Annotated in this window: 10 protein-coding genes, 1 tRNA gene and 2 pseudogenes; 7 read left to right on the top strand and 6 right to left on the bottom strand. The window is 68.3% G+C overall.

Features of this window, described 5'->3' with window-relative positions:
- Positions 1 to 20: 20 nt before the first annotated feature.
- Positions 21 to 728: a tyrosine-protein phosphatase gene (locus QUE33_RS06205; protein ID WP_286302550.1), complete on the top strand. Its 708-nt coding sequence runs from the start codon at positions 21 to 23 to the stop codon at positions 726 to 728.
- A 76-nt stretch (positions 729 to 804) separates the two neighbouring features.
- Positions 805 to 1,272: an SIP domain-containing protein gene (locus tag QUE33_RS06200; protein ID WP_286302549.1), complete on the top strand. Its 468-nt coding sequence runs from the start codon at positions 805 to 807 to the stop codon at positions 1,270 to 1,272.
- Between the two features lie 24 nt (positions 1,273 to 1,296).
- Here the strand turns inward: QUE33_RS06200 and QUE33_RS06195 are convergent, their stop codons facing one another.
- From QUE33_RS06195 to QUE33_RS06180, 4 genes are all read right to left on the bottom strand, one after another.
- Positions 1,297 to 1,737, bottom strand: coding sequence for a Fe-S oxidoreductase (locus tag QUE33_RS06195; protein ID WP_286302548.1), 441 nt, complete (start codon positions 1,735 to 1,737; stop codon positions 1,297 to 1,299).
- Between the two features lie 13 nt (positions 1,738 to 1,750).
- On the bottom strand, positions 1,751 to 2,539 hold the full coding sequence (locus tag QUE33_RS06190; protein ID WP_286302547.1) for an arginase family protein: 789 nt from the start codon (positions 2,537 to 2,539) through the stop codon (positions 1,751 to 1,753).
- A gap of 59 nt (positions 2,540 to 2,598) precedes the next feature.
- Positions 2,599 to 3,336 (bottom strand): PspA/IM30 family protein, encoded by a 738-nt coding sequence (locus tag QUE33_RS06185; RefSeq protein WP_286302544.1) that lies wholly within the window; start codon positions 3,334 to 3,336, stop codon positions 2,599 to 2,601.
- Positions 3,337 to 3,474: 138 nt separating this feature from the next.
- Positions 3,475 to 5,460 (bottom strand): TPM domain-containing protein, encoded by a 1,986-nt coding sequence (locus tag QUE33_RS06180; RefSeq protein WP_286302542.1) that lies wholly within the window; start codon positions 5,458 to 5,460, stop codon positions 3,475 to 3,477.
- Between the two features lie 90 nt (positions 5,461 to 5,550).
- Between QUE33_RS06180 and QUE33_RS06175 the strand changes: the two genes are divergently transcribed.
- The 5 genes and pseudogenes from QUE33_RS06175 (at position 5,551) to QUE33_RS06155 (ending at position 8,590) form a co-directional block, all read left to right on the top strand.
- Positions 5,551 to 6,390: a DUF3097 domain-containing protein gene (locus tag QUE33_RS06175; RefSeq protein WP_286302539.1), complete on the top strand. Its 840-nt coding sequence runs from the start codon at positions 5,551 to 5,553 to the stop codon at positions 6,388 to 6,390.
- 53 nt (positions 6,391 to 6,443) lie between these two features.
- Positions 6,444 to 7,163: pseudogene (gene trmB, locus QUE33_RS06170) on the top strand (tRNA (guanosine(46)-N7)-methyltransferase TrmB); the annotation flags it as partial.
- Position 7,164: 1 nt separating this feature from the next.
- Positions 7,165 to 8,030: pseudogene (locus QUE33_RS06165) on the top strand (CPBP family intramembrane glutamic endopeptidase).
- A 40-nt stretch (positions 8,031 to 8,070) separates the two neighbouring features.
- Positions 8,071 to 8,457, top strand: coding sequence for a DUF1304 domain-containing protein (locus QUE33_RS06160; protein WP_286302538.1), 387 nt, complete (start codon positions 8,071 to 8,073; stop codon positions 8,455 to 8,457).
- A 60-nt stretch (positions 8,458 to 8,517) separates the two neighbouring features.
- Positions 8,518 to 8,590, top strand: a tRNA-Arg gene (locus tag QUE33_RS06155).
- A 68-nt stretch (positions 8,591 to 8,658) separates the two neighbouring features.
- On the opposite strand, the gene QUE33_RS06150 is transcribed toward QUE33_RS06155, so the two are convergent.
- Positions 8,659 to 10,359 carry an ATP-binding protein gene (locus QUE33_RS06150; protein WP_286302536.1) on the bottom strand — a complete coding sequence of 567 codons (1,701 nt, stop codon included), beginning with the start codon at positions 10,357 to 10,359 and terminating at the stop codon, positions 8,659 to 8,661.
- Positions 10,356 to 12,074: an ATP-binding protein gene (locus QUE33_RS06145; protein WP_286302535.1), complete on the bottom strand. Its 1,719-nt coding sequence runs from the start codon at positions 12,072 to 12,074 to the stop codon at positions 10,356 to 10,358. Before QUE33_RS06145 ends, QUE33_RS06150 begins: the two co-directional genes overlap by 4 nt.
- Positions 12,075 to 12,181: the final 107 nt, after the last annotated feature.

The raw sequence follows: 12,181 nt of genomic DNA, 5'->3' as shown, positions 1-12,181 counted from the left end.
CGCTTCTCGCCTAGGCTGGAATGGTGACGGTCATTCGCGTTCCCGGTGTCGACAACCTGCGGGACGTCGGCGGAATTCCCGTCGGTGCGGCCCGCGTGCGCCCTGGTGTGCTGCTGCGTTCCGGGAAACTGGCGGGGCTGACCCCTGCGGGCCGGGCGATGCTGTCCGAGCGCGTGCGCCGGGTCGTCGATCTGCGCGACGATGCCGAAGTCGAAGCCGAGCCGTCGGTGCTGCGCTCGGTGCCCATCACCCGCGTACCGCTGTTCCTCGGTTCGGTGGGCTCTTTCTTCGAGCAGAACATGGATCTGGCCGCCATGTATCGTCACCTTGTCGATGAATCGGCCCGGCGCCTGGTCGAGGCGGTGCGAGTGATCGCCGCGGGTGAGCCGACGCTCGTGCACTGCACGGTCGGGAAGGATCGCACAGGGGTGACCGTGGCACTCGCTCTGAGCGCGGTGGGCGCCGATCGCGATGCAGTGGTCGCCGACTACGCATTCACCGCATCTCAGCTTCCCGTAGAGCGAAATCGGGCCGTGGTCGAGTACTTCCGCACCCACCTCACGGATGCGCGCAACGCGATCCAGCTGGCGACCGAGTCGCCCGCCCCGGTGATGGCGGCCCTACTGGCGGGTATCGATGAACGGTACGGGTCGGTCGCCGACTACCTGCAGAGCGCGGGTCTGACGGATGCCGAACTGGCGGCGCTGCACGACGCTTTGATCGACTGAGCAGACGCCCTCTCGTCGAAGGAGTCTCGTGATGAAGGTTAGGCAACCCTTCATCCGGTGTTAGCATGGACAGATCATGAGCACCGTTGAGACGACCGCACGCGCAAGCACCCGCGCTGCGCGCAGGGCATCCCGTCGTCCTCAGGTGCAGCACCTCATCACCGCCGACGAGCACTCCCTCGCCGAGCTGGAGGTCGTGCTCGCGACGCTGCCGCTGTGCGCGGTCGGCCGCGTGTTCATCGAGGTTCCCGAGGTGGACGACATCAGCATCGTGACAGCTCCGCCGCGGATGACGGTCACCTGGCTGCCGCGCACGCGCCGGGGTGGCATCCGCCGCGCGACAGGCGAGGTGCTGACCCGTGCCGCGACGGCCTGGGCGGACGAGATGCTGTGTGACGACTCCGAGAGCGCACTGCGCACAGAGGCGACGCTGCTGGGCGGCTTTCTGAGCACTGCAGATCTCGTCGAGCACCTCACGCAGCAGTGCGGTGTCGAGGCGAGTGCGATCCATGCCCCCACACGCTACGGGCTGCCGGTCTTCTGACCACGTGAGCGCGGGATCCGAGCGCTACCTGCGGGAGCGGCGCACGTAGCCGCCGTCTTCCAAACCAGCCTCGATCTCGAACCGGTTGTGCAGCGCATTCCGACCGGCGAACAGATACAGCACCGGCAGGAGAAAGCCGTACCGCAGCCACTGCTGCTTGTGCACGGCCTCATGGCGCAGCACCGCGTCTGAGGGGTCGGCGTCACCGGTCAGATAGCAACCGCCCACGCACACGCCACCGCGCCGGTAGGCCCAGTTCGGCAGGCCGCGGAACACCCACAGGCCGTTCCGGCGCTCCACCCGGCGCGTGCTCCACAGCAGGCCCCACACCCAGCCGACCGAGGTGCCCCACCAATAGCCGATGCGACTGATCGGGGAGCGCAGCAGGAATGATGGGATGCGGCGATCGAAGCGTCGGCCCTGTTCCAGTACCCGTTCGGCCTCCGCGCGCCAGTCGCCGCTCACGCGACAGCACCGATCAGACGCAGGATGGTGCCCATGTCCTGCACGGCATCGGCAGGGCTGCGCGGCGCGAAGCCGGCGATGGTCGCACCAGCGAGGGCGTCGTCGCCCGAACCGCCTTGATCGCGGCAGCGAGAGCTGCGGCCCCGATGCCGAACGGCTCCGCATCGGAGACACCCTCGAACTCCGGGGGATCGATCACATCCACGTCGATGTGCACCCACACGCGGGAGGCGCCCGTGGCACGGATCGCTGCGGCGACCGCATCCGGGTTCTGCGCGTCATCGGCGGTGAGCGAGCTGACCGACTCCAGCCGGGACTGCTCTCCCTCATCGATGCTGCGGGCCCCCAGCAGCACGATCCGCTCAGCGGGAATGCCGGGATTCAGCGCGAGCTGCGGTTCCCCCTCGCCGAGGATCGCACTCAGAGACATCCCCGAGAACGCACCCGACGGTGAGGACGAAGGGACGTTCACGTCGGGATGCGCGTCGCACCACAGCACCGCGAGATCGGCGGTGTCGAGGGTCGACAGGGCGAACACGCTGACGCTGCAGTCGCCGCCGACGATCACGGTCTGCTCCTCGGCATCCGTCATGGTCTCGGCGATCAGGTCGCGCACGCGCAGCAGCGAGCTGAGCCGGCGCACTCCGGTGCCGAGTGAGTCGCCCGCCTCCATGGGGACGTCGAGAACCGTGGTGTCCCTGCTCGGCAGGTCGCCGGAGATGGACATCGCGCCATCGACGAGCAGCATCGCACGCGCGGCGGGAGAGCCCTGCCACTGCGGCACGATCAGGAAACGGGTCATGGTCTCTCCGGGAGGAGGGGAGGGTGGATGCCGTGGAGGTGCGGCATCCACCCATCCGATCACTCGGATTCGAGGGCGGCCTGCGGCTTGCCGGCCTTGAGCTCGGCGAGGCGCGCCTCGACCTCGGTCAGCTCGCCGAGATCCTCGAGGCTCTCGAACTGCGCGTCGAGCGACGATGCGGCGATCTCGGCCTTGCCCTGGGCCAGTGCCTCCTGGCGGCGGATCTTGTCTTCGAATCGGCCCAGCTCGCTGGTCGGGTCGAGCACGTTGATCGAGCCGATGGCATCCTGCACCTTGTTCTGCGCCTCGGCGACCTTGGCGCGCGCCAGCAGCTCGCTGCGCTTGGTCTTGAGCTCGCCGAGCTTGTCCTTCATGCCGTTCAGGCCGCTCTTGAGCTTGTCGACGATCTCGGTCTGCGAGGCGATCTGCGGCTCGGACGCGCGGGCTTCGCGCTCGGAGCTGATCTGGCGCTGCAGCGCGATCTTGGCGAGGCTGTCGAACTTGTCGGCGTCGGCGGTGCTGCCGCTCGCGCGCAGCTCATCGGCCTTGCGGCTGGCGGCGAGTGCCTTGTTGCCCCACTCTGTGGCGGACTGCACGTCCTCCTCGTGGTCGCGCTCCAGCAGACGCAGGTTGCCGATGGTCTCCGCGATCGCGGACTCGGCGTCGGCGATGTTGTTGGTGTAATCGCGCACGAGCTGGTCGATCATCTTCTGCGGATCCTCAGCCTGGTCGAGGAGCGAGTTGATGTTCGCACGGACGAGTGTGGAGATGCGTCCGAAGATGGATTCCTTGGCCATTTGTGATTCCTTTTCTTATCGGATGGTTGTCTTGCCGTCTATGAGTGCTGTGTGGCCCGGGGGAGTTCGTGTGGACTGATCCTCAGAAGTGGCCGCCGCTTGTTCCGGAGTGGCCGCCCCCGCCTCCGCCGAAGCCGCCTACGGAGAAGCCTCCGCCTCCGCTCCCGCCGAAGAAGCCGCCGCTGCTGCCGCTGCTGCTGTGGCCTCCCCGAAGAGTCCGCCTCCTCCTCCGCTCCAGCCGCCGCCACCCCAGGTGCTGCTGCGGTGACTGCCGGCCTGGCCGATGAGGATGCCGCCGAGGAATGCACCGAGGCTGTCGTCACCGCCTCCGCCTCCCCAGTCCCCGTAGTCGCCCTGCGCGAGGCGCAGCGACTCGGCGGCGAGACGGTCGGCGCGCTGAGCGAGCGACAATGCCTGCACGGGGTCGGACTGTGCGAGATGACGAGCCTGATCCAGTGATCTCCGCGCTTCGGCGAGGCGGGTGCGCGCGGTGGCGAACACGGAGCCGCGTCGATTCAGGATGTAGCTCTCTGCCGAGGACACCTGCACGCTGGCACGCTGCAGCGCGTTGGCCAGCATGGTCGCGGCACGCTGGATCTTCGCCTGCTCTTCGCGGACGTGCGCAATCGCGCTGTCGATGGCGGTGTTCGCCGCTTCGAGCACGCGGAGGGCTTCGACGGGATTGCGGCCGGATGAGCCGAGCTGGCTCTGCGCCAGTTGGATGCCCTGCTCTGTGCCCGCGATCGCGTGAGCGGCCAGACCCTGCGTATCGGGCAGTCCTCGCGCGGTCTGCAGATCGGCGTTGAGGTCGGCGATCAGCGCCTCGGCGCGGTCGTCGGCGTCTTCGAGATCATGCTGCAGCTGCTCGACGGCGTCTTCCAGCTGCGTGGCCTGCTGTACGGCACCCTCTGCGGCCCGCACGGCGACGGCCACATCTCCCGTCTGACCTGAGGCGAGAGCCTGTTCGGCCGACTGGATCTGAGCGTCGGTGAACGACATGCGGGAGCGGGCCTGCGCGGTGTTGTCGGACACCGCCGAGAATGCGGCGGAGGCGTATGTCGAGGCGAGGGACTCGAGGATCCGATCTGCGCGATCGATCTCGGCGCCAGCGGCTTCTCGCTGCCGCCGCACGTTCTCCAGCGCTGCGGGTGCGTTCTGCTCGAGCTGACGCAGCTCGTCGAAGTCGGCCTTGCGCTGCTCGAGCACCTGGGTGGACTCGGAGCACATTTGCAGGATGCGCTCATACCACTCCTGCTTCTGCTTATCGGTGTCGGGGATCTCGTCGTCGAGCTTCTGCTGCAGCGAGAATGCCTCATCGAGGTTCTTGCGCGATGTCTCCAGGGCTGTGACGAAATCGCCGATGACATCATCGCCGAACTGCGCGCGGGCGTACTCCATCTCCTGTTCGCTGGTGCGCACGAGATCGTCGGTGCGCACCAGTGCGATGCTGGCCTGCTGCGCGAGCTCGGCCAGCGCGGCTTGGCGCCTGGCCTTCTCGGCGGCCCGCTTGCGTGCACGACGAACCAGAAGCACGACGACGATGGCAAGGACGATGAGCGCGACGATGATCGCAGCGACCGTCCAGCCCTGGGCGGCGCGCGCGGGTGCATCCACGCGAATGTCATGGATCTCGGTTGCAGCCGCGTCGATCGCCGCGGCCCAATCGTGCTGGCGCAGGGAGGGCAGCATCGCATCGGTGACCTGCGAGCGCTGCGTCACGGAGATCGGGCCTCCGCTGGAGGGCCCGGCCATCGCGAAGGATCCCTGGTCCGTCGCGATCCCGATCAGGTACTGACGGTCGTTGAAGTTGTTGCCGTTCGCGGTACGGCTGACCCAATCAACATCGTTGGCGGCGTCCGTGAACGTGGGGACGAAGGCGACGTAGAGGTCGACGCCCGTGTCGCGTGAGAGCTGGGAGAGGCGATCGTCCGCAGCGGACTTCTGTGCCGCTGTGAGGACTCCGCTGACATCGGTGATGCGCGTGCCGCTGTCGAGCGGCCCCGGCGCGGTCGCGGACGCCGCGCTGAGTGAGAACCCGCCCAGAATCGTGCCGAGCAGCAGCGCGGCCAGCATCAGCCACCGATTTCGCATAGTGATCCCTCCGACCGGCAGCCGCGCCCCCATGGAACGAGTCTATGCACTGCGGCCGACACGCGACAGCATCCGGGGCGAGTTCGCCGTTCGCTCGTCGCGGACCCGCATACCCTGGAGGGCATGGACGACAGGTACGGCGGCGATGTGCTCGCGGCGGGATGGCGGGAGCGCGGATTCGCGAAGGCGAGCGATGTGCCGGCGGTGAAGGATCTCGTCGTCGAGGTCGCCGACGACGGGTACTGCGGGGCGGTGACCCGTGTCGAGGCGGGTCTGGTCGAGCTGGAGGACTGGAAGGGACGTCGGCGCAGCTTTCCTCTGGGCGGCGGGTTCCTCATCGAGGGCAAGCCTGTGCGTCTCACGTTGCCGGCCGCGAAGCAGCAAGGCACCCGACGCACGGCCTCCGGATCCTTCGTCGCATCCGACGATCGCGCCAAGATCGCGCTGCCCAGCCGCATCCTCGTTGAAGGCAGGCACGATGCCGAGCTGGTGGAGAAGGTCTGGGGCGCCGATCTGCGTGTGGAGGGCGTGGTGGTCGAGTACCTGCAGGGCATCGACCTGCTCGATGGGCTGCTCGCCGAGCAGCCGCCCAGCCCGAAGCGCCGCTACGGCGTGCTCGTCGACCACCTGGTGCCCGGGTCGAAGGAGACCCGGATGGTGGAGCAGATCCTGCGCGGGCCGCACGGGAAGCACCTCAAGATCGTCGGGCATCCGTACATCGACGTCTGGCAGTGCGTCACGCCGGCGGCGATGGGCATCCGCGCCTGGCCGCAGATCCCGCGCGGCACGGACTGGAAGACCGGCATCTGCCGGGCCTTCGGCTGGCCGGCCGAAGACCAGGCCGACATCGCGCACGCGTGGCAGCGCATCCTGTCGCGGGTGACGACGTTCCGTGATCTGGAGCCTGCGCTGCTGGGCCGGGTCGAGGAACTCATCGACTTCGTGACCGAGCCGACGTCGTGAGCGGCCGTTCGCGTGGCCCTGCCTCGGATGAACGGCCCCGGTACCCTGGAGGGATGCCAGAACCACGCGTCTTTCGTGACGAGCCGGTGTCGTTCGTGCGCCGCAGTGGCCGGATGTCTGAGGGGCAGGAGAGGGCGTTCGAGGAGCTGTCCTCGTTCTATCTGATCGATGTTCCGCGGGGCATCGCCACGACATCCGTGCATCCTGACGCCCGACTCGACGTGGCAGCGGCATACGGCCGAAGCGCACCGCTGATCGTCGAGGTCGGCTCCGGGCAGGGGCATGCGATCGTATCGGCGGCATCCGCCCGTCCTGATGTCGACTTCCTCGCCGTCGAGGTGTTCCGTGCCGGCCTCGCGCGCACGATGCTCGACGCCGACAACGCCGGCGTGCGCAACCTGCGCCTGGTCGAGGCGAACGCACCGGAGGTGCTCTCGCCGTACCTGCCCGAGGGAGCCGCCTCGGAGGTGTGGATCTTCTTCTCCGATCCGTGGCACAAGAAGCGTCACGTCAAGCGGCGGCTGATCCGCGCAGGTTTCCCCGCCACGGCGGCGCACGCGCTGTCCGACGGGGGACTGCTGCGGCTCGCCACCGACTGGGAGGACTACGCGCTGCAGATGCGCGAGGTGCTCGACGATGCGCCCGAGTTCGAGCGGGCCTTCGACGGGGAATGGGCCGAGCGCTTCGACGGCCGGGTGATGACCGCGTTCGAGCGCAAGGGCATCGCGAAGGGACGCGAGATCCGCGACCTCACCTACCGCCGGGTTCCGCGGGGTGACCTCTGCCGCCTGGCGACGGCTGGCGCCCGCCCTGCTCGTATGCCTGGCGGCGCCGTCGTTCTTCGTGCTCGGTTGGACGTGGGCCGGCTGGGTGCTGATCGCCGCAGGCGTCGGCGTGGCGGCCCTGATCGAGCGAGGGACACCGAGAACGGTCACCGTGTCGGCGGGGCAACGGCCCACCTGGGACATTGGGGAGAGGCGCCTTCCCTCGCTCACGCGCGATCTGGCGCTGATCGCGGCGGGGATGCTGATCGTGCACGCCATCTCGCTGGAGGCACAGCTCGACAACGCCGCGATGCTGCGCTTCACCCTCGCACTCGGGGAGCGGTGCTCGTGCCGTATGTCGTCTCGCGGTATGTCTTCCGCGACCGGGCGGTCTCGTTCCCGTGGCGTGTGCACCGTCGCTGGAATCGGTGGCAGTGGGGGTGGCTCGCGGCGGTGCTGGTGCTCGGCTGGTTGATCCTGCCGTTCTACTTCATCACCAGCGGCGTCTATCAGAATTGGCCCGTCGTCGATTCTCCCGAGCTCATCGCGCGGCTGTTCGTGGGCGTCGGTGCCGTCGGCATCTGGGATGAGCTGTTCTTCATCTGCACGGTCTTCGCCCTGCTGCGCAGACACCTTCCCGACATGGCGGCCAACGCTCTGCAGGCGATCGTGTTCGTGTCATTCCTGTGGGAGCTCGGCTACCGTGCCTGGGGTCCGGTGCTCACCATCCCGTTCGCGCTGCTGCAGGGCTGGATCTTTCTGCGTACGCACTCGCTGGCCTACGTCGTCACTGTGCACCTGCTCTTCGACGCCGTCGTGTTCGCCGTGCTCGTGCACGCGCACAACCCCGGGCTGCTGCCGGTGTTCCTGATCTGAGGGCTTCCTCGCGCTGGTCGCGGTGGAGGAGAATCGACGGATGCTGATCGCAGGCCTCATCCTCGCGGCCCTCGCCGCCGCCTTCCACGTGTTCATCTTCGTCCTGGAATCACTGCGCTGGACGCAACCCGCCACACGCCGGCTCTTCGGTGTGCGCAGCGAGGCGGATGCCGAGACGATGCGACAGCTCGCGTTCAACCAGGGCTTCTACAACCTGTTCCTGGCGCTCACTGTATTCCTCGGCGTGGTGCTGGTCGTCGCCGGCTCGCAGACCGTGGGAGTCACGCTCGCTCTGGCCGGAACGGGCATGATGCTGGCCGCAGCGCTGGTGCTGGTGCTGGCCGATCGATCGAAGCTGCGCGCCTCGGCGATGCAGGGCGCCCTGCCGCTGCTCGCGGTGGTGGCACTGGCGGTCGGAATCGGGTGACCTCTACGGTCTGCGGTGACGTCGGATGCACCGCGCGCGACTGATAGGATCGATGGGTTCGCCTCCGTAGCTCAGTGGATAGAGCGCCGGTTTCCGGTACCGTAGGTCGCAGGTTCGACTCCTGTCGGGGGCACGTTTGACGGCTCGGTCTCTTCGGAGGCCGGGCCGTTTTCGTCGGGCGGCTGCCGCTGATCACCGTTTCTATCGTGGGGAGCCGGCGTGTTCGGTGCGGGGCGCGGCCTGGCGCTGCTCCACCTGAGCCAACCACGCCTTCGAATCGATACGACGGCACAGGGCGGCGGCAGCCTGCAGATGTCTGTCGGCGACGTCGTGCTGCCCGCGCAGCCGAGCCAGCACACCCAGGTGCAGATCGACCGGCCCGGCGCCGATCGTGGCATTGGTGGCGACCATGCCGCTGAACGGGAGCAGCAGCCGGTACAGGGCGGCCGCGGCGTCGGCGCGGCCGAGCGCCTCGCAGGTCATGGCGAAGTAGTGCAGGCCGTTCAGCCAGAGCATGTCACGCGGGATCCGCGCGAAATCGTCGGCGGCGAACTCGTCAAGAAGGGCTGCGGACTCATCCTGGTATCCGGTGCGCGCCAGCGTGAGCGCCATCGCGGCCTTCCACGACGGCACGTGATCGGCGACCGTGCCGACCTGATCGCGAACGTGCGCGATGATCTCGTTCAGCCTTCCCTGCAGCATCCTCACGGTGAAGAGCTGGCCTGCGAACCAGGTGAGCGCATCCGCCTGACCCGTGCGGTCGCCCAACTGGAAGGTCTCGGTCATGAGCGCTTCGCCTCTGTCGAACCGCCCGCGTGTGATCTCGCGCATCGCCTGCCAGCCGCGCACGAGCCACATCCGATTCGCATCGTCGAGCGTCTCGGCCAGCTGCGCGGCCTCGTGGAGATAGCGATCGGCGAGAGAGAACTCGCCGAGGCGCATGCTGGACTGTGCCAGCCCCAGCGCCGCAGACAGGCGCATCTTGGGACTGCCGTGCTTGTTGGAGAGTGCCAGGAGGCGCTCGTTGACCCGCAGGCACTCGGTCGGTGAGCCGAACGAGGCATACAGCACGGCGTAACGGTGCGAGAGCACGGAGCCGAGCACGTGGTCGTCACCGGTGCGCTCCGCCAGTTCCAGCGCCCGCTCGGCGGCTTCGAGAACCGAGGGCCGCGCAGCCGTGTCGCGCGTATTCTCCAGTGCCCAGGCGATGAGCAGCTGCGCACGTGCGGCTTCGTCCTGCTCCGGGCATTGCGCCAGCGCGGCTTCGATATGAGCGACGCGCTCGTGGTCCACAGCGATGGTATTGGACCACCAACCGCGATTGTTGGCGATCACCGCACGAGTCAGACGCGCCGAGTCCCCGAGGGAGATGGCGAGGCGTGACGCCTCCAGCAGCGTCTCCCGGTATTCGGGTCGGGCCGAGCGGAGCTGCGTTTGCCCGAGCGCGGTCAGCACATCGCAGCGCAGTGGGTCCTCCTGGTCCGGCCCCAGCAGCGTCAGCGCTTCCGCCAACTGATCCCGAGCTGCTGCGAGCGCACCTCGTGCTGCCGCCTCCCGACCGGCGAGGAGCAGGTGCTCGGCGGTTCGGATCGCCGCATCGGCCAGGTCGGAATGCCGGTAGTGATGTGCGAGGGATTCGTGCTTCTTCAGCACATCATCCGTGTTCTCCGCCGCAATCGATTCGGCGACATGGCGATGTAGCCGCGCGCGCTCGACCACCGGGAGCGACTCGTACAGCACGGTGCGCACGACATCGTGGCTGAACCAGAAGCGATAGGCGTCCGTCGGTGTCGTCTCGATCAGTCGGCCGTCCTGCGCAGCCTGCAGATCCGCCTCAGTCTGTGCGGGGCTCAGATCGCACAGTGCCGCGACGGATGCCAGTTCGAAGCTCGGTCCGATCACGGCGGCGTGCTGAAGGATGGCGAGCGTCTCCGGCGACAGGTGTTCGATCCTGCTCTGGATGACCGCTGTGATCCCCGTGGGGAGAGGGGGATCCCGCCCGCGTCGTCGACCTCGCCGATGAGCAGCTGGCGGGTCAGCTCCACGATGAACAGCGGGTTCCCGCCGGCGGCGCTGAGCACGTACTCGTCGAGCCAGTGCGGCACGGCCGCGGTCGGGAAGAGCTCTCGCTCGGCAGCGGTGAGCTCCGCCGTCTCGTCGTCGGTGAATCGGGTGAGCGGAATGTGCGTCACCCGGTCGGATTGCCGCAGGAACTCGCTCACAGGCGAATCCTCATCGACCGGCAGCCGGATATCGCGCAGACACAGCACCACCAGTGCTTTCACCCGGCGCGGGCTGTGCAGCAGATGTCGCAGGGTCAGCAGGGTCTGCGGATCAGCCCACTGCAGGTCGTCGATGATCAGCACGAGCGGCCGGCGTGCGGCGAGGTGCGCCAGCCATGCCGTGATCGCGTCCATCGTCGAGTAGGGGTCGACTTCGCGTGCACCGTCGGCAGGCGGGACGGGGTCGTCGCCGAGTCTCCCGGAGAGCATGGGCAGCACATTGGCCAGCTCCGGTGCGCGGCGTCGCAGCTCGGGGTCGTCGTCCTGGTCTGAGTGCACGTAGTCCCGCAGCATCTGGGCGAAAGGAAGATGTGCGACCGGTACCGAGGGATCGCAGCCCCCATTGAGGACGATCGCTCCCGACGCCGTCGCCCGTCGTCTCAGCTCCTCGGCAAGTCGGGTCTTCCCGATTCCGGGTTCGCCACTCACTGTCACGAACTGCGTGCCTTCGCGGCTGCGCCTCAAGGCGAGCTCCATCGACGCGAGCTCCTCCCGCCGGCCGACCAGCCCCGGGCCGTCGAGCACCGGGCCGTCGAGCACCGGGCCGTCGGCGATGGGCGCCGACGCGGGCCCGGCACTCGCGGCCCGGACGGCCGGTGGCGTCTCGTCCGGCGCGCCGGACAGCATCGCGGCGTGCAGCTCGGCCAGACGCGTGCCAGGCTCCGCGCCGAGCACGTCGAGGAATGACTCCCGGGCGTTGGCATAGGCGTTGAGCGCCTCTGATTCCCGCCCGGTGTGCCACAGCGCCCGCATGAGCTGATGCCAGGCCGTCTCCTGCAGTGGATCGAGGGCGAGCGAGGCGCGCAGTCCGGTGATCAGCGACTCGCCTCTGCCGCATTGCAGCAGCGCCTCGCCGTGGTCGGTGATCGCGGCCTTCTGCATCTCGGTGAGCTGGACGGCGAAGGGCCTCAAGCCCGGCACATCATCGATCTCGCCGAGCGCGGGTCCCCGCCACAGGCCGAGGGCTTGCTCGAGGTCGGATGCCGCCTGCTCCGGCCTGGCCGCCGCGAGGTGGGAGCGGCCGCGTTCGGACAGCTCGCCGAACAGCTTCGCGTCGAGTTCGGCAGCGCCGCCCACGATCCGATACCCGTCGTTCACGAACTCGATGTGCAGGGGAAGAAGCGCACGCAGGCGATGCATGTGCGCCTGCAGGGCATGGACGGCGTCTCGCGGGTGCTTCTCCTGCCAGAGATCATCGATCAGTGCGGACACCGGCACCGGACGTCCCCCTGCCAGTGCCAGCCGTGCCAGGGCGATTCTCGCCGCGCGGCCTCGCAGGGCCACCTGCCGCGTTCCCACGTAGGCCTGCACAGAACCGAGCAGCAGGAGCTTCACCGTATCCGACTGATTGCTCATATGCGGCTCAAGGCTACCAACCCGCCCACATGCCGCCGGCGCGCATGTCGACGCACCGCCCCCTGGGGGCTGGTGGTGCACCGCGC

It is taken from the genome of Microbacterium suwonense, from assembly GCF_030296555.1.
Classification (GTDB): Bacteria; Actinomycetota; Actinomycetes; order Actinomycetales; family Microbacteriaceae; genus Microbacterium; species Microbacterium suwonense.
This window is presented reverse-complemented; position numbering and strand designations above follow the sequence as displayed.

What these genes read in the sequence shown, in the direction of transcription:
- QUE33_RS06185 (WP_286302544.1), bottom strand. Translation starts at nt 3,336, where the DNA reads ATGGCCAAGGAATCCATCTTCGGACGCATCTCCACACTCGTCCGTGCG.
- QUE33_RS06200 (WP_286302549.1), top strand. Translation starts at nt 805, where the DNA reads ATGAGCACCGTTGAGACGACCGCACGCGCAAGCACCCGCGCTGCGCGC.
- QUE33_RS06175 (WP_286302539.1), top strand. Translation starts at nt 5,551, where the DNA reads ATGGACGACAGGTACGGCGGCGATGTGCTCGCGGCGGGATGGCGGGAG.
- QUE33_RS06160 (WP_286302538.1), top strand. Translation starts at nt 8,071, where the DNA reads ATGCTGATCGCAGGCCTCATCCTCGCGGCCCTCGCCGCCGCCTTCCAC.
- QUE33_RS06205 (WP_286302550.1), top strand. Translation starts at nt 21, where the DNA reads ATGGTGACGGTCATTCGCGTTCCCGGTGTCGACAACCTGCGGGACGTC.
- QUE33_RS06190 (WP_286302547.1), bottom strand. Translation starts at nt 2,539, where the DNA reads ATGACCCGTTTCCTGATCGTGCCGCAGTGGCAGGGCTCTCCCGCCGCG.
- QUE33_RS06180 (WP_286302542.1), bottom strand. Translation starts at nt 5,460, where the DNA reads ATGGGGGCGCGGCTGCCGGTCGGAGGGATCACTATGCGAAATCGGTGG.